The 21,048-nt window shown below is 70.4% G+C and carries 24 protein-coding genes and 1 pseudogene; 4 read left to right on the top strand and 21 right to left on the bottom strand.

The features are described from left to right. Nucleotides 1-143 precede the first annotated feature (143 nt). Nucleotides 144-1,100, top strand: coding sequence for a Ppx/GppA phosphatase family protein (locus MA875_RS15680; protein WP_248243188.1), 957 nt, complete (start codon nt 144-146; stop codon nt 1,098-1,100). Nucleotides 1,101-1,103: 3 nt separating this feature from the next. On the opposite strand, the gene MA875_RS15675 is transcribed toward MA875_RS15680, so the two are convergent. The 21 genes from MA875_RS15675 to MA875_RS15580 all read right to left on the bottom strand — a co-directional run bounded on the left by MA875_RS15675 (nt 1,104) and on the right by MA875_RS15580 (nt 19,968). After that, on the bottom strand, nt 1,104-1,652 hold the full coding sequence (locus MA875_RS15675; protein WP_248243187.1) for a cupin domain-containing protein: 549 nt from the start codon (nt 1,650-1,652) through the stop codon (nt 1,104-1,106). Next, nucleotides 1,649-3,001, bottom strand: coding sequence for an APC family permease (locus MA875_RS15670; protein WP_248243186.1), 1,353 nt, complete (start codon nt 2,999-3,001; stop codon nt 1,649-1,651). The genes MA875_RS15675 and MA875_RS15670 overlap by 4 nt, the downstream gene beginning before the upstream one ends. 270 nt (nt 3,002-3,271) lie before the next feature. Then, nucleotides 3,272-4,630: a phosphoglucosamine mutase gene (glmM, locus tag MA875_RS15665; RefSeq protein WP_248243185.1), complete on the bottom strand. Its 1,359-nt coding sequence runs from the start codon at nt 4,628-4,630 to the stop codon at nt 3,272-3,274. A gap of 20 nt (nt 4,631-4,650) precedes the next feature. Beyond that, a complete protein-coding gene (gene rpsI, locus MA875_RS15660) occupies nt 4,651-5,145 on the bottom strand; it encodes a 30S ribosomal protein S9 (protein WP_248243184.1) in 495 nt (164 codons plus the stop codon). A gap of 26 nt (nt 5,146-5,171) precedes the next feature. Next, a complete protein-coding gene (rplM, locus tag MA875_RS15655) occupies nt 5,172-5,618 on the bottom strand; it encodes a 50S ribosomal protein L13 (RefSeq protein ID WP_248243183.1) in 447 nt (148 codons plus the stop codon). 219 nt (nt 5,619-5,837) lie between these two features. Further along, nucleotides 5,838-7,610, bottom strand: coding sequence for a BCCT family transporter (locus MA875_RS15650; RefSeq protein WP_248243182.1), 1,773 nt, complete (start codon nt 7,608-7,610; stop codon nt 5,838-5,840). A 98-nt stretch (nt 7,611-7,708) separates the two neighbouring features. After that, complete coding sequence (locus tag MA875_RS15645) at nt 7,709-8,560, bottom strand: M23 family metallopeptidase (RefSeq protein ID WP_248243181.1); 852 nt, start codon at nt 8,558-8,560, stop codon at nt 7,709-7,711. Next, nucleotides 8,557-9,105, bottom strand: coding sequence for a winged helix-turn-helix domain-containing protein (locus tag MA875_RS15640; RefSeq protein WP_248243180.1), 549 nt, complete (start codon nt 9,103-9,105; stop codon nt 8,557-8,559). Before MA875_RS15640 ends, MA875_RS15645 begins: the two co-directional genes overlap by 4 nt. A 101-nt stretch (nt 9,106-9,206) precedes the next feature. After that, a complete protein-coding gene (locus tag MA875_RS15635; protein WP_248243179.1) occupies nt 9,207-10,298 on the bottom strand; it encodes an FUSC family protein in 1,092 nt (363 codons plus the stop codon). A gap of 553 nt (nt 10,299-10,851) precedes the next feature. Next, entirely contained in the window at nt 10,852-11,361 is a 510-nt protein-coding gene (locus MA875_RS17870; RefSeq protein WP_308221544.1) for a GyrI-like domain-containing protein, read from the bottom strand. Continuing rightward, nucleotides 11,268-11,732, bottom strand: a complete 465-nt coding sequence (locus MA875_RS17865; protein ID WP_308221543.1) for a helix-turn-helix transcriptional regulator — start codon at nt 11,730-11,732, stop codon at nt 11,268-11,270. The genes MA875_RS17870 and MA875_RS17865 overlap by 94 nt, the downstream gene beginning before the upstream one ends. Before the next feature lie 455 nt (nt 11,733-12,187). Further along, nucleotides 12,188-13,150 carry a glycoside hydrolase family protein gene (locus MA875_RS15625; RefSeq protein ID WP_248243237.1) on the bottom strand — a complete coding sequence of 321 codons (963 nt, stop codon included), beginning with the start codon at nt 13,148-13,150 and terminating at the stop codon, nt 12,188-12,190. 59 nt (nt 13,151-13,209) lie between these two features. After that, a complete protein-coding gene (locus MA875_RS15620) occupies nt 13,210-14,169 on the bottom strand; it encodes a carbohydrate ABC transporter permease (protein WP_372492597.1) in 960 nt (319 codons plus the stop codon). 1 nt (nt 14,170) lies between these two features. Continuing rightward, the gene (locus MA875_RS15615; RefSeq protein WP_248243178.1) at nt 14,171-15,112 is read right to left on the bottom strand and encodes a carbohydrate ABC transporter permease; all 942 of its coding nucleotides are present in this window, start codon (nt 15,110-15,112) and stop codon (nt 14,171-14,173) included. Nucleotides 15,113-15,178: 66 nt separating this feature from the next. Continuing rightward, entirely contained in the window at nt 15,179-16,465 is a 1,287-nt protein-coding gene (locus tag MA875_RS15610; RefSeq protein ID WP_248243177.1) for a sugar ABC transporter substrate-binding protein, read from the bottom strand. A gap of 76 nt (nt 16,466-16,541) precedes the next feature. Further along, nucleotides 16,542-17,591: a LacI family DNA-binding transcriptional regulator gene (locus tag MA875_RS15605; RefSeq protein ID WP_248243176.1), complete on the bottom strand. Its 1,050-nt coding sequence runs from the start codon at nt 17,589-17,591 to the stop codon at nt 16,542-16,544. Nucleotides 17,592-18,193: 602 nt separating this feature from the next. Then, nucleotides 18,194-18,763 carry a hypothetical protein gene (locus tag MA875_RS15600; RefSeq protein WP_248243175.1) on the bottom strand — a complete coding sequence of 190 codons (570 nt, stop codon included), beginning with the start codon at nt 18,761-18,763 and terminating at the stop codon, nt 18,194-18,196. Between the two features lie 80 nt (nt 18,764-18,843). Then, nucleotides 18,844-19,152 (bottom strand): hypothetical protein, encoded by a 309-nt coding sequence (locus tag MA875_RS15595; RefSeq protein WP_248243174.1) that lies wholly within the window; start codon nt 19,150-19,152, stop codon nt 18,844-18,846. A gap of 1 nt (nt 19,153) precedes the next feature. Then, nucleotides 19,154-19,366: a heavy-metal-associated domain-containing protein gene (locus MA875_RS15590; RefSeq protein ID WP_248243173.1), complete on the bottom strand. Its 213-nt coding sequence runs from the start codon at nt 19,364-19,366 to the stop codon at nt 19,154-19,156. A 72-nt stretch (nt 19,367-19,438) separates the two neighbouring features. After that, nucleotides 19,439-19,765, bottom strand: coding sequence for a type II toxin-antitoxin system PemK/MazF family toxin (locus MA875_RS15585; RefSeq protein ID WP_248243172.1), 327 nt, complete (start codon nt 19,763-19,765; stop codon nt 19,439-19,441). Then, nucleotides 19,762-19,968, bottom strand: a complete 207-nt coding sequence (locus tag MA875_RS15580) for an antitoxin MazE-like protein (RefSeq protein WP_248243171.1) — start codon at nt 19,966-19,968, stop codon at nt 19,762-19,764. The genes MA875_RS15585 and MA875_RS15580 overlap by 4 nt, the downstream gene beginning before the upstream one ends. 132 nt (nt 19,969-20,100) lie before the next feature. Here MA875_RS15580 and MA875_RS15575 point away from each other — a divergent pair, with 132 nt between their 5' ends. The 3 genes and pseudogenes from MA875_RS15575 to MA875_RS15565 all read left to right on the top strand — a co-directional run. Then, a complete protein-coding gene (locus MA875_RS15575) occupies nt 20,101-20,361 on the top strand; it encodes a hypothetical protein (RefSeq protein WP_248243170.1) in 261 nt (86 codons plus the stop codon). Beyond that, a complete protein-coding gene (locus MA875_RS15570) occupies nt 20,358-20,804 on the top strand; it encodes a BLUF domain-containing protein (RefSeq protein WP_248243169.1) in 447 nt (148 codons plus the stop codon). Before MA875_RS15575 ends, MA875_RS15570 begins: the two co-directional genes overlap by 4 nt. 63 nt (nt 20,805-20,867) lie before the next feature. Continuing rightward, nucleotides 20,868-21,048 (top strand): annotated as a pseudogene (locus MA875_RS15565) (hypothetical protein); the annotation flags it as partial.

Raw genomic sequence — 21,048 nt, 5'->3', positions numbered from 1 at the left:
GGAGTTGCGCCGCGCCGCCCGTCCCGAACTCCTGCAGAACCGTCCCGGCACCGCCGAAAACGGCACTCTCCGACGCCTGCGCGCCGATTCTGCAGGAGTTGCGGACGGCGACCCGCCGGTCACCCGCCCGCTAGCCTGAACCCGTGCGCCTCGGAGTCCTCGACATCGGCTCGAACACCGTTCACCTGCTCGTCGCCGACGTCCAACCCGGGGGTCGCCCCCTGGGCACGACCAGTCGCCGCACCGTGCTGCGCCTCACGCGCTACCTCGCCCCCGACGGCTCGATCACCGAGGAGGGCGTGACCGCCCTCGTCGACGCCGTCGCCGAGGCACGCCGGGTCGCCGCCGACGAGAAGGTCGAGGAGCTCCTGGCCACCGCGACCTCCGCCGTCCGCGAGGCGACGAACGGCTCCGAGGTCATCGCACGCCTCGAGGCCGCGCTCGGCGAACCCCTGCAGGTGCTCGGCGGCGAAGCCGAGGCGCGCTACACCTTCCTCGCGGTCCGCCGCTGGTTCGGCTGGTCGGCCGGGCAGATCCTGCTGTTCGACATCGGCGGCGGTTCGCTCGAGATCGCGGCCGGGTCCGACGAACTGCCCGAAGCCGCGGCATCCGTCCCCCTGGGCGCCGGGCGCATGACGGTGCAGTTCATGCCCGACGACCCGCCCGGCGAGGCCGCCGTCGAGCGCCTCCGCGCCCACGCTCGCGACACCCTCGAGCCGGTGATCGGCCGCTTCCGCGCCCTCGACAAGCCCGACCACGTGGTGGGGTCGTCGAAGGCGATCCGGTCGCTGGCGAAGCTCGCCGGATACCCCGCCCCCGGCTGGACGGGGAGCGAACGGATGCTGCTCCCCCGCGCCGCACTGGCGTCGTGGATCCCGCGGCTCGCCCGCATTCCCGCGAGCGCGCGTCAGGAGCTTCCCGGCATCACCGCCGACCGCACGTTCCAGATCGTCGCCGCCGCTGTCGTGCTCGACACGGCCATGTCGATGCTGAAGATCGACGAGCTCGAGATCTCGCCGTGGGCGCTTCGCGAGGGCGTGCTGCTGCGCTACATCGAGTCGCTGTCGTGGAGCGCCACGCCCGCGGACGCCGGTGCCTGACGCTCAGCCGCAGTTGGCGAGGTCGGTCTCGGCGAGCGGCTCGCCCTCGGGGATGACGTAGGTCACCCACAGCACGACCGGAACGTCCCCCTCGTTGACGCCCTGGTGGACGTACTCGGCGCCCTCGATGATCGCCTCGCCCGCCTCGTACACGCGCACACCGTCGGGGTGGGTCGGGGCGTAGTGGGTGAGCGCGCCCTCCTTCACCACGGCGATCAGCTGGCCGGCGTGGCAGTGCTCGCCGGTGCCGGCACCGGGCTGCAGGGTGATCTCGCGGAAGGTCACCCCAACCCCGTCGGCGCCCGGGGCGACGGCGACCTCGACGGGCTCGTCGATGTCTCCGGCGGCGATGTCGACCGCCGAGACCGAGGGGACGACGGATGCCTCGGGTGAAGCCTCCACCGACATGCTCGGCGTGTCGGCCATGGTGGAGCCGGTGGTGCTTGCGGTCATGCCGTCGGCGGCGCAGCCGCCCAGGGCGAGGGTGAGGGCGGCGAGGCACGCGAACGCGAGGGCGTGTGCTCCGCGCCGATGCGGGGTGTGTCGGGTCACTCCTTGACCGTAGCGCGCGCCCCGATCGCCCGCATCACCGCGTACAGCACGAGCCCGACCGCAAGTGCGATGGCGCCGAACAGCCACACCCGCGGGCTCTGCTGCGTGAGCAGCAGGATGCACGAGAGCACCGCGGCGACGGGAACCCACGTCCAGACCCGGAAGTGACGGTGCTCGACCCGGTCGCGCCGCAGCACCAGCACGGCCACGTTGGTCGAGATGAACACGACGAGCAGCAGCAGCACCACGGTCTCGGCGAGGGTGGCGAGGTCGCCGAGGAGCGTGAGTGCGGCGGCGATCGCCGCCGTCGCGACGATCGCGACCCACGGGGTCTTCCGGCCGGGCAGCACACGGGCGAGCGCGCGGGGCAGGAGTCCGCGATCGGCCATACCGTACGCGAGCCGGCTCGACATGATCGAGGTCAGCAGCGCTCCGTTGGCGATGGCGATCAGCGCGATGATGCTGAAGATCACGGCGGGAAGCGGCACCCCGGTGGCCTCGAACACCGCGAGAAGCGGACCGGATGACGCGGCGAGCTCGTCCGCGGGAAGCGCGGCGGCACTCGCCATCGCCACGAGCACGTACACGATTCCGGCGACGGCGAGCGAGCCGAGCAGGGCGATCGGGTACGACCGGGAGGGGTTCTTCAGCTCCTCGGCGACGTTCGCCGAGGTCTCGAATCCGACGAAGGAGTAGTACGCGATGATGGCCGCCGCGAGGGTCGCGAGCGCTGGGTTCACGCCTGCGGGGAACTCGCCGACCCGCGAGAGGTCGCCGCCCCCGCCGCCGAGCATGAGGCCGACGGCGACGACGATGAGCGCGAGTCCCGACACCTCGATGATCGTCATGACGATGTTCCCGGTCATCGATTCGCGGATGCCCCACATGTTCACCAGCGCCAGCACCGCGATGAGCCCGATCGCCGCGACGGGCGGCGCGATCGGCACGAACGCCGAGAGGTAGTCGCCGGCGAAGGCGAGCGACAGGCCCGCGACGCTGACGACACCCGCGGCGAGCATGCTGAATCCGACGAGGAACGACACCACCGGCTTCTTGTACGCCTTCTCGGCGAAGTAGGCCGAACCGCCTGCCCGCGGATACTTGGTGACGAGTTCGGCGTACGATCCCGCGGTCAGGAGGGCGAGTCCGAGCGCGACGGCCAAGGGAATCCACGTGGCGCCGCCCACTTCAGCGGCCAGCACGCCCATGAGCGCGTAGATCCCCGCGCCCAGCACGTCGCCGAGCACGAAGAGGAACAGCAAGGGGCCGGTGATGGCGCGGCGCAGCTTCGTGGCGTCGGGGGCGGGCTCGGTCGTGGCAGCGGGCGAGGCGGGGAGGTCCTGAGGCATCCGGACACCGTATGCAAGAGCGGATGCCGCGCGCCCGCCCCTTGACAAGTGGCCCGTTCGTTCAGGTTCCGGCCGGCGCGGCGCGCGCCCTGCACCTCCTGACTGCGCGCGTACGGGGTGACTGCGCGCGTACGGGAGGAGATCCGCACAGCGGAGGTCCCCACGCCGCATCACGACCTCACGTGTGCCGATCTCCTCCGGCGCGCGGCGCGCGGCGCGGGGAAGCGGCGCGCGTGCGCGGCGCGCGACACGGGTAAGCCGACGCGCGCGCTACAGCGCCAGGCGGTCCCGCACGACGTCGGCGAGCTGCTCGGCGTGACGGCGCGCAGTCGCCTCGTCGGCGGCCTCGACCATCACGCGCACGAGCTGCTCGGTTCCGCTCGGGCGAAGGAGCACCCGGCCCGAGTCGCCGAGCTCGGCGGCCGCCGCCGCGACGGCCGCCTGGACGCCCTCGTCGTCCGCGGCACGCGAGCGGTCGACATCCTTCACGTTCACGAGGATCTGCGGGTAGACCGTCATGATCGACGCGAGCTCGGCGAGCGACTTGCCGGTCCGGGCCATCTCCGACACCAGCTGAAGGCCGGTGAGGAGGCCGTCGCCGGTCGTGGCGTAGCGGCTCATGATGACGTGGCCCGACTGCTCTCCGCCGAGAGAGTAGCCGCCCTCGTTCATCGCCTCGAGCACGTAGCGGTCGCCGACGGCGGTCTGGAGCACGCGGATGCCGTGGTCGGCCATCGCGCGGTGCAGGCCCAGGTTGCTCATCACCGTCGCGACGAGGGTGTTGCGCGCGAGCGCGCCGCGCTGCTTCATCGCCACCGCGAGGATGGCCATGATCTGGTCGCCGTCGATGACGTTGCCGTCGGCGTCGACGGCGAGGCAGCGGTCGGCGTCGCCGTCGTGGGCGATGCCGAGGTCGGCCCCGGCGTCACGGACGGCCGCGGCCAGCTGCGACAGGTGCGTCGAGCCCACGCCGTCGTTGATGTTCAGTCCGTCGGGGTCGGCGCCGATGACGGTCACGCGCGCGCCGGCGTCGCGGAACGTCTCGGGCGAGACCCCCGAGGCCGCGCCGTGCGCGCAGTCGAGCACGACGTGGATGCCGTCGAGCCGGTGTTCGAGCGAGCCGAGCAGGTGCACGACGTAGCGGTCTTCGGCGTCGGCGAACCGGCGGATGCGGCCGACCCCGGCGCCGGTGGGCTGGAGCTTGTCCCACTCCATCGCCGACTCGATGCGCTGCTCGACGACGTCGGGCAGCTTCACGCCGCCGCGGGCGAAGATCTTGATGCCGTTGTCGGGCGCGGGGTTGTGCGACGCCGAGACCATCACGCCGAAGTCGGCGTCGATGTCGGCGATGAGGAACGCCGCGGCAGGCGTGGGCAGCACGCCGGCATCGAAGACGTCGACCCCGGATGACGCGAGCCCGGCCTGCACGGCTGCGGAGAGGAACTCCCCCGAGACCCGCGGGTCGCGCGCGACGACGGCCGTGAGCCGCTTGCCCGCGGCGCGACGCGCCTCGGCGGTACGGCCCTGGCCCAGGACGACCGCGGTCGCCTGGGCCAGGGTGAGCGCGAGATCGGCGGTGAGGGGGCCGTTAGCCAGCCCCCGCACCCCATCCGTGCCAAAGAGCGGCATACGGGTGGAGCTTTCCGCGATCAGCGCTTGGAGTACTGCGGAGCCTTGCGGGCCTTCTTCAGACCGGCCTTCTTGCGCTCGATGACGCGGGCGTCGCGCGAGAGGAAGCCGGCCTTCTTCAGGGTCGGGCGGTTGTTCTCGGCGTCGATCTCGTTCAGCGCACGAGCGATGCCGAGGCGCAGCGCGCCGGCCTGACCCGAGGGGCCACCACCCGAGATGCGGACGATGACGTCGTACGCGCCGGTGAGGTTCAGCACCGTGAAGGGGTCGGTGATCAGCTGCTGGTGGAGCTTGTTCGGGAAGTAGTCCTCGAACGTGCGGCCGTTGACCGTGATGGTGCCCGAGCCCGGGACGAGGCGCACGCGGGCGATGGCCTGCTTGCGGCGGCCCACGGCCGAGCCGGGGACCGAGAGCACGGGGCGCTCGACGGCGGCAGCGGTGGTGTCGACCGGGGTCTCGGTCGAGAAGTTGGAGTCGGTGTTGATGGGATCGATGGAGTCGGAGATCTTCGCCACGAGTCTGTCCTTAATGTGTGCGGCGCTTACTGGGCGACCTGGTCGAAGGTGTACGTCTTGGGCTGCTGCGCGGCGTGCGGGTGCTCGGCACCGGTGTACACCTTGAGCTTGGACAGCTGGGCACGGCCGAGGCTGTTCTTGGGGAGCATGCCGCGGACGGCCTTCTCCACCGCGCGCACCGGGTTCTTCTCGAGAAGCTCGGTGTAGGGAACGGCCTTCAGGCCGCCCGGGTAACCCGAGTGACGGTAGGCCATCTTCTGCTCGCGCTTGTTGCCGGTGAGGGCGACCTTGTCGGCGTTGACGATGATGACGAAGTCGCCGGAGTCGAGGTGGTTGGCGAAGCTCGCCTTGTGCTTGCCGCGCAGGAGCGCGGCGGCGTGCGAGGCGAGGCGGCCGAGAACGACGTCGGTGGCGTCGATGACCAGCCAGTCACGCTGGATCTCGCCAGCCTTGGGAGTGAAAGTACGCGTCACAGTAGTGCTGCTTTCTTGATCGAACGGAGTGGTTCGTGAATCCCGCTCCGGTGGTCGTTCACCCGGAAGGATGCCGGGGAACAGGCCGGTGGAGGGCTCACGTTCGCGGTGCGCTGCCAGCAGACGACGCACCAAAGAGACAGCTTACGTCATCCGGATGCCACGGCCAAACCGCCCGCCCCACCCGCGAGGGTGCACTCCCCACCCGCGAGGGCACTCCTAGTTCTCGCTGCGCGCGAGGTGGACCTCGTCGTCGTCGGCCGGCTCCGCGGCATCCGATTTCTGTACCCCGTTCTCAGAGACCTCGCCGGCCGCGACGGGACGGCCGGTGAGACGCGACGAGACGCGCCGGAGCCACGACGGCTCGTGGACGACACCCGCGGAAGGTTCTTCCACCTCGAGCCCGTGGTACTCGCCGATCTGGTCGACGAACTGCGCGCGCGCCGCCCGCTCGTACGCCCGCCGCTCGCGGGTGAAAGCGACGACGGTCGACCAGCACATCAGGAGCATGACGACGCTGAAGGGCAGCGCGATGATGATCGCGGCGGTCTGGAGGGCCTGGAGTCCCCCAGTCAGGAGGAGCGCGCCGGCGAGCACCGCGGTGGTGAGGGTGAAGAAGACGCGCACCCAGCGGCGCGGCGTGATGTCACCGCCCGTGGCGATCATGCCCATGACGAGGGCCCCCGAGTCGGCCGAGGTCACGAAGAAGATCGTGATGAGCAGCAGCACGCCGGCGGTGAGCACCGGGGTGCCGGGGAGGAACTGCAGCAGCTGGAACAGCGCGGTGTCGACGTTGACCGAGCCGTCGGGTCCGGTCAGGGCGCCGGGCTGCGTCAGCTCGAGGTAGATCGCCGACCCGCCCAGCACCGCGAACCACAGCAGCGTCACGAGCGTCGGCACGATGATGACGCCCATCACGAACTGACGCACGGTGCGGCCCCGCGAGATGCGGGCGATGAAGATGCCGACGAAGGGTGCCCAGGCGATCCACCACCCCCAGTAGAAGGAGGTCCAGCTGGCCTGCCACGACTCCCCCGCCTCGCCCTGGAAGGCGGTCACGTTGAAGGAGAGCCCGACGAAGTTCTGGATGTAGTTGCCGATCGACTGCACCCATTCGCGCAGCAGGAACTCGGTCTGCCCGAAGACGAGCAGATAGAGGACGAGGATGCCGGCGAGGATGAGGTTGAACGATGACAGCCACTTCATTCCGCGGGTGACGCCCGAGAGCACGGAGATGAGCACGAGCACCGAGATGACGCCGATGATGGCGAGCTGGATCGGTTCGCTCGGCTCGATCAGGCCGGCGAAGTCGAGGCCGGCGGAGATCTGCAGCACGCCGAGTCCGAGCGAGGTGGCGACCCCGAAGAGGGTGCCGACGAGGGCGATGGCGTCGATCGCGTTGCCCCACCCACCGCGGACGCGATCGCCGAGGAGCGGCTCGAGGGCCCAGCGGATCGAGATCGGGCGCTTCCGGCGGTGGATCGCGTACGCGAGGCTCAATCCGACGATGACGTAGATCGACCACGCCTGCACGCCCCAGTGCAGGTAGGTCTGGCTGAGGGCCGCCTGCGCGAGCTGCTCGGGGGTGCCCGCGACGCCGGGGCGGGGCGAGACGAAGTGGCTGAGCGGCTCGCTCACGCCGTAGAACACCAGCCCGATGCCCATGCCCGCGGCGAAGAGCAGCGAGAACCACGCGCCGAGCGAGAACTCGGGCTTGTCGTCGTCGCGGCCGAGCCGGATGTCGCCGAACCGGCTGAAGCCGAGGAACAGCGCGAACGCGACGAAGAACGCCGCGATGAGCACGTAGTACCAGTTGAAGGCGTTGACGATGGTCGTCTGGATGGTGCCGAACGACGCCTCCGCGAGGTCGGGAGCGAGCAGCGCGAAGGCGCTGAACGCCAGGGCGATCGTCGCGGCGGGCCAGAAGACCCATCGCTTGATGGTCGAGTGCCGGGCGGGGTCGGCCGTCATGGCCTTTCGGGTGTCAGCCATCCGTCCAGGCTAACGAGGCCGGCGCAGGGGTCGCGAATCGCGGGGGGTGGGGTCATGCGGCATCCGTGTGCGGGAGGACGACTGCGACTCCCCAGCCCTCACCCGGCGACGACCAGGTGCTCGCCGTCGGCGGGCAGCGTCGGCGACCCGGCGACGGCGAACGCCATCGGCACACCCTGCCCCGTCCAGACCGACGGGCGGTCCATCAGCTGAGCATGCACGTGCGGCTCGCTCGTGTTGCCCGAGTTCCCGCACCGCGCGATGACGTCGCCCGCGCGCACCCGATCGCCCACGCCGACCGCGACCGACCCGCGCTGCAGATGGGCGACCACCGCGCACACACCGTCGTCGCCGCGGATGACCACGTGATTGCCGAGGATGAAGCGCGCACCGCCGAGCTCTCGCAGCATCCCCTCGATCATCATGTAGACGAAGGCGGGCATGCTCGAACGGGATCGGTGATCGCGCTGTCCGTCGACGCGGCGCACCACGGTGCCGTCGATCATCGCGAAGACCGGCGCGCCGAAGGCGGGGTAGTCGGCGGGCGGCCGCATGGCCGGACCCTCACCGAAGGCGGGGCGGGCGCCGTCGGCGGGTTCGCTCACGAGGTCGATCGCGTAGGCCTGCCCCCACGCGCGGACGCCGTGGCTCGGCACCTTGGTGGCGGGGCTGTTGACCGCCAGCCATCGTCCGCGCACCGGCGGGCTCACCGTCATCCGCTCTCTCTCGGGCAGCAGCCGCGGCGCGAGCACCGAGAGCAGGATGCACAGCACCGCGACGACCACGGCCGGGAGCGCGAGGGCGGCGAGCACCGAGAGGGCGCCGCGCACGATGGGGGCGTCGACGTCCCGGAGCAGGAGGGAGGAGATCCCGAGCAGGATGAGCACCGCCGCGGCCGGGTAGTACAGCACGCCCCGCACGCGGTACAGGGCGAGGATGACGCGGGTCACCGCTCCGCCCCCGCGATGACGACGAGGAGCGGGACCACACGGGCGGCTGGAACCTCGTAGCTGCCCCGACCGCTCTGGCGCACCCAGCCCGCCGCGACGAGTTGGCGGAGATGATGATGCAGTTGACCGGTGGTGCCGAGGTCGTCGAGCGCGGCGAGTTCGGCGGTCGTGTGGGTGCCGGCGAGGATGTGCCTCAGCAGCTCGATGCGAACCGGATGCCCCAGGGCGGCGAGGGTGGCAGCCTGAGCGGTCCACTCCGTATCGATGAGCCCGTCGGTGCCGACCGCCTGCTGCCAGACGACGTCGCCTCCGCCGGGGAGGCGGACCGCGCCGACGAGCATCACCGCGCCCTCGGCCGTCTCGGGGTGGGCGGCGAGGCGCGACTGCAGTCCGTGGAGCGCCCAGAAGGTCTCGGGGTCGAGCGCGTCGACGGGGGTGCGACCGTGTGGGGTGGTCGGGGTCTCCGCACCGCGCGATTCGAGGGCGGCGAGCCGGCCGGCGAGCGCGGCGACCTCCTGGCGGAGGCTGTCGAGGGGACTGTCCATGGCGACTATTGTACGTTCTTACGTAATTGCGTTTTATACGCGGTGTCCCCGCGTTGGGGTCGTGCAGGCTGGACAGGCGCGCGACCTGCGAAATCCCGACATCAGGGGGCGGGGTGACGCCCGTCCGGCACGAACGGCAGGGACGCGTCGATGATGCGCTGCAGCAGCGCGACCGGGGTCGACCGGCGCGCGACGCCCTCGTTCCCCACAACCGCGGTGAGGTCGTCGGCGTAGGCCTCGACCGCTCGGTCGGCGTCGGCGACCCGGTTTGAGGACGCCGTGTCGCCGACGGGGGTTGCGACCAGATCGGCGCACCGGCGGATCGCTTCGGCGAGCGCGCCGCGCGCCTCGAGCCCGACCGCCGCGTCGCCCTCCCGGTCGAGGGCGTAGAGGACGTCGGCGAGGTCGCGGCTGTAGAACGCGGTGCGCTCGAGCGCGCGCAGCCGCTGGAGGTTCTCCACTTTCTCGGCGCGGCGGCGTCGCCCCCGCGGATTGCCGCGCAGGCTCTCGTCGGCCTCGTGCACCTCGTCGTGGACGTCGGCGATCACGGCGTCGAGGCCCGCGTCTGGCTGAGACACCTCCGCGGCGTCGATGTTCCCCTCCGCCGCCCGGTCGGCAAGCACCCGCAGCAGGTCGGCGATATCGTCACGCAGCTCCGACAGTCTCGCCCCCGCAGTGTCGAGGTAGACCGGCGGCAGGATCGCGTAGTTGACGACCACGCCGATCAGCACGCCGAACGCCACCGTGACGAGGTACGACACCGAGAAGTCGTCGGCCTGCGAGCCGCTGAGAAGCAGCACGAACAGCGCGGCGATCGCCACCCACTCGCGGCCGACCCCCAGTGCGCGGATGCCGCCGATGATCACCCCGATCGCGATGATGAGCGCGAGTGTCAGCACGGCGGGGAGCCCCGCGAACAGGGCGGCGATCCCGAGCAGGCCGAGACCGACACCGACGGCGAGGCCGAGCATCGCCTGTGCACCCGACCGCGCCGACGCGGCCACGGTCGGGTACATGCTCACCAGCACGCCGAGCGGCGCGTAGTACGAATACTGATCCTGGGTCGGCAGCAGCGGCGCGAGCACCCAGGCCAGAGCGCACGCGACGGCCGTCTTTGCGGCCATGAGAAGCCGCGCGGACGAGGTCATCTCGCTCCACCATCGGGCCGAGACCTGGGTGACGCGCTCAGCCATGGGTGTCTCCCTCCGGGGCCGGGACGGTGGGGCCGTGCTGCTCGCGACTGTAGGTGAGCGCGAGGGCTCGCTCAACGGCCTGCCCGATTCCCCGGGGACGGGTATTCTCCCCCCACGCCCCGCCCCCCTCCTCGGGCGCGGCCCTCGCCCCGACCTCGCGCTCGCGCCCGCGCGCCCACCCCTTCCACGCGAGCCCACCCCTTCCGCCCGCCGTTAAAGGGTGGGCTCGGGAGGAAAGGGCGGGCTCGGCGGGGAGGTGGGCTCGGGGCGGGGGCGGTCCGGGTGAGAGGTGGGCTCCCCCGGGGGGGTGCGCAAGACTCGCGCCCAGTTCAAGCGTGGCCCGGCCGCGCCCGTGCGGGTACTCCGGCGAGGGCCCCCCACTTCAGGCGTCCTCCGCGCGCCCCGACCTCGAGCCGCGAGCCCACCCCTTCCGCGCGAGCCCACCCCTTCCGCCCGCCGCTAAAGGGTGGGCTCGGTAGGAAAGGGTGGGCTCGGCGGGGAGGTGGGCTCGGGGCGGGGCTGGGCCGGGAGAAAGGGCGCGCCGGAGGGAGGCCTACGACTCGCGCTCGACCGCGAGCCAGAGCTCGGCACGACCCGACTCGCCATCGTCCGAACGCTCGTGCACTGCGAGGATCTCGGGCGCCGCGACCGTGCGATACGGGTGCGAGGGGAACCACTCGCCGTACGCGTCTGCCCACACCTGCTGCAGCGCGTCGAAGAACCCGGTCTCGGCGACGACCTCGAAGACCACCCAGGTGTGGGCGGGCACCTCGACGACGTCGAAGGAATCCGGGATGCCGCCTGCCGGCCGCCGGGTCGCGACGCCGTAGACGTAGTGGAACTCGCTGCCGTCGGCGCGATCGGGGGCGAAGTCGGTCGACGCCGAGAAGGGCCCCGCCGGCTTGGTCCCGTCGCGAAGCGCGGCCAGCTCGTCGGCGGTGGAGGCCGGCAACGACCGGTGGAAGGCGATCATGTCGGGGTTCGGTCCCCGGTAGACCAGTGGAATGCGGGCGCCCGGGCCGACGATGCGGAACGGGTCGAGGTCGATGATGCGGTGGCGCATGGGGGCGCTCCCTTCGATCGTGAGGCGCAGCCGCAGGCGCGCCTGGAGGAAAGGATGGCACCGGGTCGGCGTGCCTCGTCAGGGGTCATGCCGTGCACCGAAACGAACGCGCGACGGAAGGCATCCGTCGAGCCGTAGCCGTAGCGTACGGCGACGTCGATGAGCGGCTCACCCGCGACGACGGCCGCGGCGGCGACGCTCATCCGGCGCCGCCGGACGTATTCCGACAGCGGCATCCCCGCGAGCGACGAGAACATCCGACGGAAGTGGTACTCCGATGTGAGGGCGGCGCGTGCGAGCGCGGCGACGTCGATCTCGCCGTCGAGGTTCTTCTCGATGAGGTCGATCGCGGTGTTCCAGCGCTCGAGCATTGCCGCCCGCCCTTCCCGTGTCATCCTGCCGACCGGGTGGCCGACGTGTCGAGCGTAGGAAGGGCGGGTGGCGTCACGCCCGACAATCGGTGCCCGGCCCGGTCGCCCCGTCCGCCCGCGAGGGTGCACACCCCACCCGCGAGGGTGCACTCCCCACCCGCGGGGTGCACTCCCAGCGGCAGCGCGGCGGCCTGGCCCGCGTACGATCGGCCCAGACGAGGACGATCCGACGCGAAACGTACGCGTCTCGACCGAATCTCCGCGCCCCGGCGGACGGAGAAGGTGGCGCGCGACGCGGCAGCGCCAGGCGGCGGGGGGTGCACACCCCGCGGCAGCGCGGCGCCGGGGCGCGCGTACGATCGGCCCAGACGAGGACGATTCGACGCGAAACGTACGCGTCTCGGCCGAATCTCCGCGCGCCGACGGGCCCAGGAAGCGGGCCGCGGGGGTGCGCGCTACGCGCGAGGCGCGCCGGCCACCAGCCGGTCGCCGACCCACGCCACCGGCAACCCGTCGATCACTCCCCCGACGAAGCGCCCCTCGTCGTCGGCGTTGCGGAACGCGAAGAGCAGCCACTGCCCGTCCGAGCGCCGACGCAGCAACCTCCCGACATACAGCCGCTCGTCGGTCACCGGGTAGGCCGCATCCACGTCGAACGGTCCGAGCACGCTGTCGGCGTTGATCGCCCACGTGCCTCCGCCGCCCGGCTCCCCCGCCCGTGACGGCATCGCGTGCTCGCGGCCGCACGAGAAGATGAGCACCGGCCGCCCGTCGATGACCTCGACCTGCGTCACCTCGAGCTGTCCGAACCCGTGCTCGCTCGGCGCGCTGAGCGGAGGCCGCAGCTCCCACGAGCGGAGGTCCGGCGACCAGGCGTGCCCGATCACCCCGCGCCCGAACGCCGGGCCCTCGGTCGCCCGCGCCGTGACATACATGTGCCACCCGTTCCCCTCCGGGTCGGGGAACACCCACGGGTCGCGGAACGCCTCGTCGTGCCAATCGCCCGTCTCGAGCGTCTCGTACCAGGGCGCCGCGGCCGAGGCCACCGGGCCGGCCGCCTTGGTCCACGTCAACAGATCGCGCGAGGTCGCGTACCCGATCCGCTGGACGTTCTTCCCCCCGGCATCCAGCGACGACCCCGTGTAGAAGAGGTACCAGGTGCCGTCCGGGTGACGCACCACCGAGCCGGTCCACGTCGCCAGGTCATCGAACGCCGGCGGGTCGGAGTGCACGAGCGCGTCGGCCACCTGCGTCCAGGACTGCAGGTCGGTCGAGACCGCGTGCCCGATCGCCGCCCGGTAGTGCCGCGCGTCGGGGTCGCCGAGCGCCCGCGACGCGTAGAGGAAGAACAGGTGGTACTGCTCCCCGTCGTCGGCGAACCAGAAATCCCACACCCATGAACCGGGCAGATCGAACACAGCAGACCTTTCAGAAGCATCGGGAGAAACGTCGAGCAGACCCGAGACGGCGGCGCGCGTCATCCCTTCACCCCGCTCGCGGCGATCGACGACACGAACGCGCGCTGGAACACCAGGAACACGATGAGTACCGGCAGGGTGATGAGGGAGGTGTACGCCATGACCTCGCCCCAGGCGGTGTTGAGCTGGAAGAAGTACTGCATGCCGACCATCACCGGTCGCAACTCCTCCTTCTGCACCACCATGAGGGGCCAGAGGTACTGGTTCCACGCCGGCAGGAACGTCAGGATCGCCACCGTCGCGAACGCCGGGCCCGAGAGGGGCACGATGATCCGCCGGTAGATGGTGAACCAGCCCGCCCCGTCGATGCGGGCCGCCTCATCGAGCGACTTCGGGATGGTGGAGAAGTACTGCGTGAAGAGGAAGATCGAGAAGGCGTTGGCGATGAACGGCACGATCTGCACTTCGTAGGTGTTGAGCCATCCGAAGTCGTACTTCAGCACCCCGCCCTCGATCACCAGCGTCGGCAGCTGGGCGACCCAGTAGACCATCGGCACCGCGATCGTCTCGAAGGGCACGATCAGGGTCGCGATGATGATCGCGAGCACGACGAACCGGCCCCGCCACGCCAGGCGCGACAGCGCGAAGCCCGCCATGGAGTTGACGATCAGCCCGAGCCCCACCGTCAGCACGGTGACGAGCACCGAGTTGAACAGGAACTGCGCGACCGGCACCCGGTCGAACACCCCGAAGTAGTTGTCGAGGCTGATGTCGCCGACGGGGAGGAACGCCATCGGCGAATCGATGTCCTGCAGGATCTGCGCGTCGGGCTTCAGGCTCGAGACGAACATGAACACGAGCGGGAAGAGGAAGATCACCGCGAACACCGACATGGCGGCGTAGAGGAAGATCTTCCCGGTGCGCCGGCGCCGCTTCTCGCTGGCGTCGGTTCGATACCGAGCGGATGCCGCGGCGCGGCCCTGCACCCCGGTGTCGGGGCGGCTACGGGTGTCGGTCATGTCAGTCCTTCTCCCTCGTCAGGCGCCGCTGGATGAGGGCGATGATGAGCACCGCGACGAAGAAGATCAGCGAGATGGCGGCGGCGTAGCCGATCTCCTGCTGCTCGTAGCCCTTGCGCACGGCGTAGTAGACGATCGTGGACGTGCTGTTCACCGGCCCGCCCTGGGTCATGACGTCGATCTGCACGAACAGGCCGAGCGCCGCGATGGTGATGGTGACGAGGACGAACACCATGGTGGGGCGAAGGCCCGGCCAGGTGACGCTGACGAACTGGCGCCAGGGCCCGGCGCCGTCCATCTTCGCCGCCTCGTAGAGCTCTTCGGGGATGGTCTGCAGCCCCGCGAGCCAGATGATCATGTGGAACCCGACGGCCTGCCAGATCGACAGCACGATGATCGCGCCGAGCGCGGTCTGCGGGTTGTTGAGCCAGTCCATGCCCGACCACGCCCCGAAGGTGATCGTGTCGATCATGGAGTTGATGAGGCCATTGGGCTGGTAGAGGAAGCGCCACAGGATCGACACCACGACGATCGAGGTGACGACCGGGATGAAGAAGATCACCCGGAAGGCGGTGACCCCTCGCATCCGTCTGTTGACGAGGATCGCGAGCAGCAGGCCGAGGCCCGCCTGCACGGGAACCACGACGAGGGCGAAGAGGAACGTGTTCCACACCGACTGCACGAACACGCCGTCGGCGGTGAACGCGCGGACGAAGTTGTCGAGCCCGACGAAGCGCGGCGGGTTGGGTGAGATGAGGCGGGCGTTGGTGAACGACAGGGTGAAGGCGAGGATCACCGGGATGATGAGGAACAGCACCAGCAGGATGCCGGCGGGTGCCATCATCGCCAGGCCCGCCCAGGTCTCTCGACCCTTCGTGGTGCGGAAGCGGCGGGTCGCGCGCTGAGGTGTCTCGGCCGCGACCGTCGGAGGCGTGACAGTCATGAGAAGTCTTTCCCGAGGCGTGCGGGCGGGAAGCGGCGGCTCCCCGCCCGCACGGTCAACGAGTGATCAGAAGCCGTAGCCGTCGTTGGATTCGATGTTGGCGTCGATCTCCTGCACGGCCCGGTCGAGGGTCTCCTGAACGGGCGCGCCGTTCATGATGTCCTTCGCCGCGGTCTCGAACGTGGTGGAGATCACCGCGTACGCCGGGGTCTCGGGTCGGAGCACCGCGTACTCCTGCGAGAGCTCGACGAAGGGGCGGAGCATCCCGTCGGTGCCGAAGTACTCCGACGCCTCGGCCGCGCTCTCGGTGGCGGGGATCACGATCTGCTTGTCGGCGAACTCGGTGATGTACTCGTCCTGGAAGCTGAACTCCAGGTACTCGCGGGCACCCTCGACCTCCTCGCAGGTGGACGAGATGGCCCACTGCCACGAACCGCCGCCGATCTTCGGGCCGTTGCCGAGGTCGGGCGGGGGCAGGATCACGAGGTCGTCGCCGATGGCCTCGACCGAGGCGAGGGCGTTCCAGACGCCGGTGTAGCTGAGGGCGACCTCGTCGTCGACGAACTCCTGGTTGCCGACCGTGCCGCTGTTGCTGGCGAGGCCGTCGGCGAAGAGTCCCTGGAACCACTCGCCCCAAGCGATCGCCTCGGGTCCGTTGAGGGCGCCGTCGGCGCTCAGCATCGTGTCGCGGTCGATGAGGTCGCCGCCGAAGCTCTGCAGGAACGGCGAGTAGGCGTAGGGCCACCACTCGCCGGTGTCCTCGGCGCCGATGTCGATGGGCGTCTCGTAGCCGGCATCCTTCAGGGTCTGGAGGGCGCTGGTGAACTCCTCCGCCGTCCAGGGCTCCTCGATCGTGGGGATGCGGATGCCGTTCTCGGTGAGCACCGACTCCCGCGCGAAGATCGACAGCGCAGCATCCCAGTAGCCCGCGGAGTAGATCTCGTCGTTCCAGACACCCACCGCGGTCGGCAGGAGCGAGTCGGTGATCTCGGTGGAGATCCCGAGCGGCTGGATGTACTCCGCCCACGCCCAGTTGGGCATGATCGGGCCGTCGAGATCGAGCAGGCAGGGAAGATCTCCGGATGCCGCGGCGGCGACGATCGCGTCGTTGTAGGCGCCCTGCGGGAAGGACTCTTCCACGACCTCGTACTGGTCCTGCGAGGCGTTGAAGTCGGAGATGATCCGTTCGTAGACCTCGAGCTCCGCGGGGTTTCCCGCGGAGTGGGTCCACATCGTGATCTGGGTGCGACCGTCTTCGGTGGTGGTGCTGCCCTGGCCGGCCTGCCCGCAGCCGGTGAGGGCGAGGGCTCCGATGGCGCCGGCGGCAACAAATACCGGGACTGTTCTGCGCATCTGTGATTTCCTGTTCTGGTGATCGACCGCTACGTCGATCACCGATCGGGGACCGCTTCGGCGGTCGTTCGGTATCTCAAGTGGTCCGCCGTCGGCTCTGTTTGGCGACGTGCGCCGGCGGCGGGCCCACGGAGTCTCGCCTTATGACGGGACATTCCATGCGGTGCGTGGCGTCGCTGTCCCCATCCGCGCGGACGCCGAGCGCGACCTCCATCGCCCAGCGACCCATTTCGTAGTGGGGCAGAGCGACGGTGGTGAGGGGTGGGTCTTGTTCCGCGGCGACCAGCAGCTGGTCGTCGTAGCCCACGACCGAGAGGTCGTCGGGGATGCGGAGGCCTCGGGCGTGAGCGGCCAGGTACACCCCGACCGCCATGCGGTCGTTGAAGCAGAAGATTCCCGTGGGGCGCTGGTCGTCAGGCAGGTCGAGGAGGCGGTCGGCCGCTTCGCGGCCGCCGAAGGCGGTGGTCTCGCCGCGCACATGCAGGGCGGGGTCGATGGCGATGCCGGCCTCGGTGAGGGCCTGGACGTACCCCTCCTCGCGAAGGCCCGAGGCGATGGGCGGGTCGACAGTGTCGAGGTAGGCGATGCGGCGGTGCCCAGCCTCGATCAGCACGCGGGCGGCGGCGTAGCCGCCCTCCCGGTCGGCGGGAACGACGCTCGGGAACCCGCCGTGCTCGGGGCGGCAGTCGAGGAAGACCGAGCCGGCCGGCAGCGACTCGGGCACCTCGACGACGCGGTGCCACATGCACGCGTAGATCATCGCGTCGACCTGCTGGGCGCGAAGCGCCGAGATCGCGTCGCGCTCGACGTCCTGGTCACCGCCGGTGTCGACGAAGATCACGAGGTGGTCGTTCTCGCGTGCCGCGTCCTGCGCGCCGGCAAGCATGCGGCCGGCGAACGGCGTGGTGGCGATCTGGTCGGAGATGAGGCCGACCGTGCGGGTCTGGCGGGTGCGGAGACTCCGCGCCACTGAGCTCGGCGCGTAGCCGACGGCATCCGCGGCCTCCCGCACCCGGCGGCGGGTCGTCTCGGAGATGCGGGACTCGACGTCGTTCAGTACGAGCGACACCGTCGTCACCGACACGCCCGCCGCGGCGGCGACGTCGGAGATGCGGGGCCGGCTCATGTCACTCCATCGTGCGTGATAAATCGATTTATCAGATTATGCACGGCGGTACTCCGGCCGTCAACCCTTCCGCCATGTGCCCGTGGCTGCGGCTGCGGCGGGCGGGCCGGGGCGAGGCGGTATATCAGAATCCCGGATGACGCGGGCCGGCCGAACCCCTATGCCCGAAACGTCGAGCGCCCAAACCCGAAGGTTCCGACTCTTGCGCGGTCGCCGGCTCTACAGTCATGCCAGGAGGTTCCCGCCTCTCGCGTGCGACGCGCCCCCAGAACATGTGTCGCCGCCGCCCGTCCGCCCCGTCGGGCAACCCGCCGATGAATCCGAGAGGAATCCGTGTCGACGATCGCCACGCTCACCGTCAGGTGGATCGATGGCGCCGCGATGCCCTCCGGCAGGCCCGGTCGTCGCAGCCTTCCCCCGCTGCCGGCCGTTTAGCGCAGGCGCCGGGACTGCGATGCCCCCCGCCCTCGGTCCCGGCGCCTGCTCTCCTCCCTCGCCGCTCATCGGCGAGGTGAGAGCGCCGACCCGGAGACGTCATCATCCGGATCGGCGCTCGCTGCCCGGATCCCCCCATCCGGGCCGTTCTCAAGAGGCGCTGCGCCTCACTGAGCCATCGCCGCAGCGGCAGAGGATCGCGACGAGGCAGTAACGGCGCGGCTGCGCCCCACAGCGAGCCACACGCCGGTGACGGTGAGCCAGAACGGCATGCACACCCCCGGGAGACCGGGAACGCCGGTGACGAGGATCGCGCCCAGCGTGCCGACGCCGAAGAGCGCACTGAACCCGCCGAGCACCCGCGACACTTTTCTCTCGAAGAAGGCCATCCACGCGACGCCGAGGGCCGCGGCGATGGCGGCGGTCCACGAGATGTAGGCACCGAAGTCGGTGAGCATGTAGTAGACGAAGAGACCATCCTCCCCATACATGCCGGACTCGGGCCCGAGGTAGTTCGCCAGCGCGCCGCGCCACCCGTACCCGAGCGTGAGTGCACCGGCTGCGGCGATGAGTCCGCCGCTGACCAGCCGCGCGCCGGTGGAACGCGGCACCATCGCGTCGATGTGCCGCCGCCAGGACGCGACGAAGATCAGGAGGGCGATGATCGCCGCGAGCCCGGCGAAGTAGCCCACCCGGCCGAGGAACGGGTCGAGGCCCGCCATGTCGGCAGGTGTCACGGTATACCCCCGCCCCTCCGCCACAGCGGCGAGTTCACCATCGGGCCGGAGGTCGGTGGCGATGCTTCCGACGGTCCCCGCTACACCGGCGGCGCCGAGAGGGTGCCGGCGTCGCGGGCGGCCGTCGGCGCCTGGATGTCGGTCAGGGTGTAGCCCCGGTCGCTGCCGGTGACGCCGGTGACGGCGCCGGCGCTCTGCGCCGCCGCGCCACCCTCCGCCGCGCCGCCGTCCTCCGCCGCGCCGCCGTGGGAATCGTCGTGTCCCGCGTTCGACTCGGCCACCTGCCCCGACGCCGCCGACGACGGCGCATCGGGCGCGACGAGCGACGCCACGCCGAACACCAGCGCGAGCGCTCCCGCGTAGAGACCGAGCCGAACCGGGGCGTTCACGTCAGACGCGGGACGCCTGGTAGCCGGCCTCTTCGACCGCGGCGATGACGGCGGCGTCGTCGATGGCGTCCTCGGCCGAGACGACGAGCTTGCCGGTCTGGGCCGACACGTCGACGACGGTGAGACCGGCGATCTCGCTGACCTCTTCGCGGACCGACATCTCGCAGTGTCCGCAGGTCATTCCGGTAACGGCGTACTCGGTGGTGGTGCTCATGAAGTTCTCCTCGATACGTCTAGGGGGTATCCCTTGTGTTCGAGCATACCCCCTCCGCGTATCAGCGGGCCTCTAGCGCGCGAGCCCAAGAAAGGCCATCGCGCTCCGCTCCACCTCGCCGAGCTGCTCCGACGTCAGGCGCCCGACGCGCGTCGCGACGTTCGAGCGCCGGACCGTCGTCGGCTTGTCCACCATCACGTCGCTGTCCCGGTCAAGACCCGACAACCCGCCCGCAGAGATGCGAATCCGTAAGAGGGGAGCCTCCACCAGGTGACTCGTCAGCGGGAGAACGGTGACGGAATCCGTCCCCGCGAACGCGTCGTCCTGGAGGATCAGCGCGGGTCGCGGCTTGGACGCGTACACACCACCGGCGACCGTCCAGAGCTCACCACGAATCACTCCTCATCCCAAGGCGCCGCGACCGCTTCCACGAATGCCTGGTCGTCAGAGGAGCGGTCGACCTGAGCGACGAGAGCCGCCTGCCGTGCAGCCTCCGCCGCGAAGGCGGGCGTACGAACATCGGGCACCCACACCTGAACAGGACGGAACCCGCGCTCGCGCATACGGCGCCGGTACTCGCTCACTCGCTCTCTCACCGCCATCCACCCAGTGTTACATGTAACGCAAGGGGGAACAACAGTTATCCCCCCAGTACAAGCAGCCCGCCCCTGACACACTCCCCGCTCATCCGCAACCGCCTGCCCCCGGCGCGACCTGCCACGCAGAATGAAGCAATGGCTTCCTCACTGGCCCCCGATCCACTCAGCGGCACCGACGCCGCACCACCCTTCTCCTACGGCGTCCTCTGGTCGCGCGTCGAAGACGGCTTCTACGTCGCGAACCGCGACGGCGTCTTCCTCGGCTACCTCGACCGCGAGGCCGACGGCACGTACCGCGTCTTCAACGGCCGCTCCCGCCAGGTCGGTGAAGCGCCCGACCGCCGACAGGCGATGGCCGCCCTCCTCGCGCACCACGACGAGGAGGCGACGGAATGAGCATCACCAGCGGCGACGAGCTCGTGTCGGTCGTCTACGTCAGCAGGGCCAGGGCGGATGTCGGTGACGACGCGCTCCGCGACATCCTCACCGAAAGCCGCGCGAACAACGCTGAGTCGGGCGTGACGGGCGTGCTGCTCTATCGGGACGGCCAGTTCGTGCAGGTGCTCGAGGGTCCGCGTGACTCGGTGCAGAGCCTGGTCGCCACGATCACCGCCGACCCTCGTCATGACGACATCCGCATCGTGCTCGACGAACCGATCGACGAGCGCCAGTTCGGCGACTGGACGATGGAGTTCCGCCCGGTCGCCACACCGCAGCGGGCGCTTCCCCGAGGCTTCCGCGACTCGTTCGACGAGTTGGATGCCGCGGAGAGCCCCGACAGCGCCGCCCGCGCCGTCCACGACATCGGCCTGTGGGTGAAGGCGCGCACGCGCCGCTAGGGCGTGTTGATCAAGAAGGTGCGGGGTGGCCAGCCGCCGCGAGTTGCGCGGGAGAATGGGCGTGTGAAGATCCAGGTGCTGCATATCGAGGATTGCCCGAATTGGCAGGAGGCGGGGGATCGAGTACGGCTGGTGCTCGACTCGATCGGACGGGGCGATGTTCCGGTGGAGTTCGTGTTGATCCGCACCGAGGCTGAGGCGGTGAGCTCTGGTTTCGCGGGCTCGCCCACGATTCTTCTGGACG

The sequence above is a fragment of the Microbacterium kunmingense genome (assembly GCF_023155745.1).
GTDB classification, from domain to species: Bacteria; Actinomycetota; Actinomycetes; order Actinomycetales; family Microbacteriaceae; genus Microbacterium; species Microbacterium kunmingense.
The sequence above is the reverse complement of the archived record's forward strand: the minus strand, read 5'-3'. Positions and strand labels throughout refer to the sequence as shown.

What these genes read in the sequence shown, in the direction of transcription:
- MA875_RS17865 (WP_308221543.1), bottom strand. Translation starts at nt 11,732, where the DNA reads ATGCTCGAGCGCTGGAACACCGCGATCGACCTCATCGAGAAGAACCTC.
- MA875_RS15570 (WP_248243169.1), top strand. Translation starts at nt 20,358, where the DNA reads ATGAGCATCACCAGCGGCGACGAGCTCGTGTCGGTCGTCTACGTCAGC.
- MA875_RS17870 (WP_308221544.1), bottom strand. Translation starts at nt 11,361, where the DNA reads ATGCGCCACCGCATCATCGACCTCGACCCGTTCCGCATCGTCGGCCCG.
- MA875_RS15620 (WP_372492597.1), bottom strand. Translation starts at nt 14,169, where the DNA reads ATGACCGACACCCGTAGCCGCCCCGACACCGGGGTGCAGGGCCGCGCC.
- MA875_RS15605 (WP_248243176.1), bottom strand. Translation starts at nt 17,591, where the DNA reads ATGAGCCGGCCCCGCATCTCCGACGTCGCCGCCGCGGCGGGCGTGTCG.
- MA875_RS15650 (WP_248243182.1), bottom strand. Translation starts at nt 7,610, where the DNA reads ATGGCTGACACCCGAAAGGCCATGACGGCCGACCCCGCCCGGCACTCG.
- MA875_RS15580 (WP_248243171.1), bottom strand. Translation starts at nt 19,968, where the DNA reads ATGGCGGTGAGAGAGCGAGTGAGCGAGTACCGGCGCCGTATGCGCGAG.
- MA875_RS15575 (WP_248243170.1), top strand. Translation starts at nt 20,101, where the DNA reads ATGGCTTCCTCACTGGCCCCCGATCCACTCAGCGGCACCGACGCCGCA.
- glmM (WP_248243185.1), bottom strand. Translation starts at nt 4,630, where the DNA reads ATGCCGCTCTTTGGCACGGATGGGGTGCGGGGGCTGGCTAACGGCCCC.
- MA875_RS15640 (WP_248243180.1), bottom strand. Translation starts at nt 9,105, where the DNA reads ATGGACAGTCCCCTCGACAGCCTCCGCCAGGAGGTCGCCGCGCTCGCC.
- MA875_RS15635 (WP_248243179.1), bottom strand. Translation starts at nt 10,298, where the DNA reads ATGGCTGAGCGCGTCACCCAGGTCTCGGCCCGATGGTGGAGCGAGATG.
- MA875_RS15610 (WP_248243177.1), bottom strand. Translation starts at nt 16,465, where the DNA reads ATGCGCAGAACAGTCCCGGTATTTGTTGCCGCCGGCGCCATCGGAGCC.
- MA875_RS15615 (WP_248243178.1), bottom strand. Translation starts at nt 15,112, where the DNA reads ATGACTGTCACGCCTCCGACGGTCGCGGCCGAGACACCTCAGCGCGCG.
- MA875_RS15670 (WP_248243186.1), bottom strand. Translation starts at nt 3,001, where the DNA reads ATGCCTCAGGACCTCCCCGCCTCGCCCGCTGCCACGACCGAGCCCGCC.
- MA875_RS15590 (WP_248243173.1), bottom strand. Translation starts at nt 19,366, where the DNA reads ATGAGCACCACCACCGAGTACGCCGTTACCGGAATGACCTGCGGACAC.